The sequence below is a fragment of the Polaromonas sp. P1_G4 genome, assembly GCF_056405475.1.
This window is the reverse complement of record NZ_JBFUCA010000405.1, coordinates 1-3,995: the sequence shown is the minus strand read 5'-3', so window position 1 is coordinate 3,995 and position 3,995 is coordinate 1. Positions and strand designations below refer to the sequence as shown.

Here is a 3,995-nt window from a genome sequence, read left to right as displayed (position 1 = left end):
ACTGGACAGCGAGGCGTTGATCGCCGAAAAATACCAGGGCATACGCCCGGCGCCAGGCTACCCGGCCTGCCCGGACCACAGCGTCAAGAAAGAAATGTTCGAGCTGCTCAAGGCCGAAGAGGTCGGCATGGCCCTGACCGAAAGCCTGGCCATGACGCCGGCTGCCAGTGTGAGCGGCTTTTACCTGAGCCACCCCGAGAGCACCTATTTCAACGTTGGCAAAATCGGCGACGATCAGCTGCAGGACCTCGCGCAGCGGCGTGGTCTGAAAGCCGGGGAATTGYAGCGCCTGCTGGCACCCAATCTTTAAGAGCCACTAATGAAACTCGAAGCGCTGCGGCAGGGATCAGGCGCCACGATCGGCGGCTTTTGCAATAGTGGTACATGCCTTAAAAAATGAAGTGGCAGATGGACAAGCAGCTTAAAGAGTACCTTGCGATCGTATGGAAGAAGAATTCAGGCGAGCCGGGCGTGCATGAAACGTTCTACGCACATAGCTATGAAGAAGTAAAGACAATGCTTGCAGAAAAGTACGGCGACGAGACAATAGTTTCCCTTACCGATGTTGAGGCCGCTGCCCGGCCACGTTAAGGTCGATGTCATTGGGGCAAATGGGAGTGATACGGAAATTCACTTCCACCGAAAACCCTCTTGGCGTTGTGCGCCGCCTTCCGCGGACCGTTTCGCTGGATTCTGTGGGCGTCTCCAGGAACAACAGGCCGCGTTACCGTTGCAATTCGCGTTTACGGCGACTTTGCCGGAGAATAACCTGCGTTTACATAAATACACAGCTGCCTGCCAAAGCATGTTTACCTTCGCGGCATGGGAAACRTTGAACAACGACAGATGAAACCCCGTTGCGGGACCAATTGATTTCACAGAGGGAAATGCCATGAACACATCCACCGAAAATCTTCAGCCGGGCCAGCAGGCCCCGTCGGCCAGCAAGCCCTTGTGGGCGGCCGTCGGCATACTGGGAGTGGCCGTCCTGGCCATGGGCGGGACCATGATTTACCAGATGCGTAACCCGGTTACGGCGACCCCGGTGGCACTCGCAGCACCGCAAGCCGCGCCGCAAGTGGCGCCCCCCATGGCCGCGGCCAGCAATGTGGCGGACGACATGGCTGAAAAGCCGGTTGCCGCACCCGCCAAGCCCGCGCCCGTGCCGACCAAAAAAGTGGTCAAGCCGACGCCAAAACCGGCACCCGCCCCGAGTTATGCGGGTATTTCGCCCGCACCGGCCCCTTACCCTGCACCGGTCGCTGTGGCGCCGGCGCCTGTGTGCCATCTATGCGGTGCGGTGGAGTCAGTGACACCGGTTGAGCGTTCCACCAAGCCGGCAGGCCCTGGCGTAGGTGCTGTGGCGGGTGGCGTGCTGGGCGCCGTGCTGGGTAACCAGGTCGGCCATGGCGGTGGGCGTACGGCGGCCACCATCCTGGGTGCGGTGGGTGGCGGTTTCGCCGGCAACGCCATCGAAGGGCATGTTCGCAAGGAAACGGTTTACCAGGTCGGCGTGCGCATGGAAGACGGTTCCCAACGCATGGTAGAAGTTGCCCGCGCTCCCAGCGTTGGCAGCCGCGTGACAGTGGAAGGGTCGACCTTGCGGACCCAGGATGGCGCCAGTTACGGTCCCAAGCCGCCGCCGGCCCCTGTGGTCACGCAGCAGCAGTCTCCCGACTACAGCAACCGCTGATCCAGTCAAAGACCGGAAGGCGTGCAGACTTCAGCACGATTGCCCGGTGATCTTTTCCCCATGTGCCGTGCGAAGGGATCCCTTCGCGCGGCACGCTCTTATGCTTCGACGGTGCGATGCTTGGCGCTATGATGGCCCCGCCATCACAAGGAGGATCGCATGCGTCGTTTTTTTGTGGCCGTGCTGGTACTTGCCGGAGGTCTGCACGCCTTTGCGGCAGGACCCAAACCCGGACTGAACAACCTGGAATTTGCCGGTGCGCATGACCAGAACACTCCTGTACTGCTGAGCGCCGCCTCACGCCCCGTGCCTTTTCGCGGCGCTGATGGGCGTGTGCACATCGATTACGAGCTGCAGGTCACCAATGCGCGGGCCGTGCCGGTCAAGCTGGTATCGCTGGAGGTATTGGATGCCGCTTCGGGCAAGGTGCTGACCACCGTCGCCGGGGCGGATGTTGCGGGCACTTTTTCGTTGCTGGACGGCGCGGGTGGTGACAGCATCGGCGCGGCACAGGCCGGTTTGTTCTGGATTGACGTGGTGCTGGAGGCCGGTCAGGCCATTCCGAAAGTCCTGTCGCACCGTGTGGTCACCGCCGGGCCCGAAATCAAGCTCACGGCAGCCGTCAAAACTGCCGGTGAGAGCAGCGTTCAGACCACGCAGACCGGTGGCAATGTTTCCGTCAGCACCCGGCCGGCTCCGCTGATCGGCCCGCCGCTTGAGGGGACCGGCTGGGTTGCATTCAATGGCTGCTGCAAAGAGGCGCCGCACCGGCGTGCCGGTATCCCGGTGAACGGCGTTCTTTATGTCAGTCAGCGGTTTGCGATCGACTGGATCAAGATAGACGCGAACTCGCAGCAAAGCAACGGCGACAGCAACAAGAACGAAAACTGGCCGACCTACGGGCAAAAAGCGATTGCCGTGGCGGATGCCAAAGTGGTTTCCGTGCTCGACGGGCTGCCTGAGCGGGTGCCCAATGCCTTGCCACCCGACACGACCATGCAGAACGTGACGGGCAACCATGTGATCCTCGATCTGGGGCGCGGCTATTACGCGTTTTATGCACACCTGCAGCCGGGTTCACTGAAGGTGCGCGTGGGCGACCGCGTCAGGCGCGGCCAGGTGCTGGCGTTGCTGGGCAATTCCGGCAACACCACGGCGCCGCACCTGCATTTCCACGTGTCGGACGGTATCGGTCCCTTGTCATCCCAGGGCGTGCCCTACGTGATCGACGCGTTCACGGCCAGGGGTGTTGCCACGGACGCGACCGAGCAGGGCAAAGTGCTGTGGACCGCGCTGCCGCAGCAGCAGGCCGTCCAGCGTGCAACCATGCCAATGAATGGCTATGTGGTTGACTTCCCCTCTTTGAAGTGAAGCCTGGGCGCTGCGAGCTACGCATTCCCCTGACGCGTAGCACGGTCCCGGCGGTCACCGCACCAACATGTTCAGACTTGCACTAACCCTTTTTGGCGGCGATGCGCTCGTGAAGCGCTGGAAGATCTTTCTGGTGGCGGGCCTGCTCGCGGTGTTGCTGGGTGCCGTGGTGCTGATAGACCTGGTCGATGGCGTGACCGACATGGCAGGCTGGGTGTTCGGCGCCGTGTTGCTGTTGCAAGGCCTGGTGGAGCTGGTGATAGGCACCACACACACACGTGCGCGGCGGCGCTTTGAAATGTTGCGCGGCGCGGCCATGGTGGTGTTTGCCTGTCTGCTGCTGGATTTCCCCTGGGACAATTCGATTGCTGCAGCCGTTCTTTTCGCCGCTGCTTTTACCTTCAACGGACTGGTGCGTATTGCGTCAAGTCTTTTAATCCGGTATCCGAACTGGCGCATCTCCAACGTCATCGGTTGGGGTTATCTGGTCATGGCGATATTGCTGGTGACCGACTGGCCCCTGCCTTCTGCGATGAACGTGTCTTTTTGCACCGGCCTTGCATTGATGGCGGGCGGCTACGTCGTGATGCGCGGCGCCTGGCGCCTGCAACGCTTGCCGCCGGGGTCACGGCTTGCGGCCATTGAGCTCTATAAAAGGAAAAGGGAGATGGGTGCCAGTACGCCCCCATCCGCCCCGCCCGCAGGTGCCGGCATGCCCGGCGAACAGATGGTGGTTCACATCTGGACCGCCGTGGATCAAAGCGAAGAGCGCATCCGCCTTCCGCTGGTCGACCGGTACATTGCGGCCCTCTCCCGCAAAGGCAGCGTTACCACCGGCCATGTCGCGCTGGAGTGCGGGCCGCAACTGTACATCAGCCACCATCCACGCGTGCGCCTGACCATCACGCAGCACAATCTTGTAAACCAGGTG

General features: G+C 61.7%; 5 protein-coding genes. All 5 read left to right on the top strand.

Annotated features, from left to right (window positions below; genetic code table 11):
• Positions 1 to 310, top strand: a 310-nt coding sequence (locus tag AC1D1X_RS17510; RefSeq protein ID WP_477698764.1) for a vitamin B12 dependent-methionine synthase activation domain-containing protein, incomplete at its 5' end; no start/stop codon positions are given.
• A 98-nt stretch (positions 311 to 408) separates the two neighbouring features.
• Entirely contained in the window at positions 409 to 591 is a 183-nt protein-coding gene (locus AC1D1X_RS17505; RefSeq protein WP_477670303.1) for a hypothetical protein, read from the top strand.
• 301 nt (positions 592 to 892) lie between these two features.
• Positions 893 to 1,693, top strand: a complete 801-nt coding sequence (locus tag AC1D1X_RS17500) for a glycine zipper 2TM domain-containing protein (RefSeq protein ID WP_477670302.1) — start codon at positions 893 to 895, stop codon at positions 1,691 to 1,693.
• A gap of 159 nt (positions 1,694 to 1,852) precedes the next feature.
• Entirely contained in the window at positions 1,853 to 3,064 is a 1,212-nt protein-coding gene (locus AC1D1X_RS17495) for a M23 family metallopeptidase (protein WP_477670301.1), read from the top strand.
• Between the two features lie 67 nt (positions 3,065 to 3,131).
• Positions 3,132 to 3,995: DUF308 domain-containing protein (locus tag AC1D1X_RS17490; RefSeq protein ID WP_477698763.1), on the top strand; the 864-nt coding region annotated here is incomplete at its 3' end.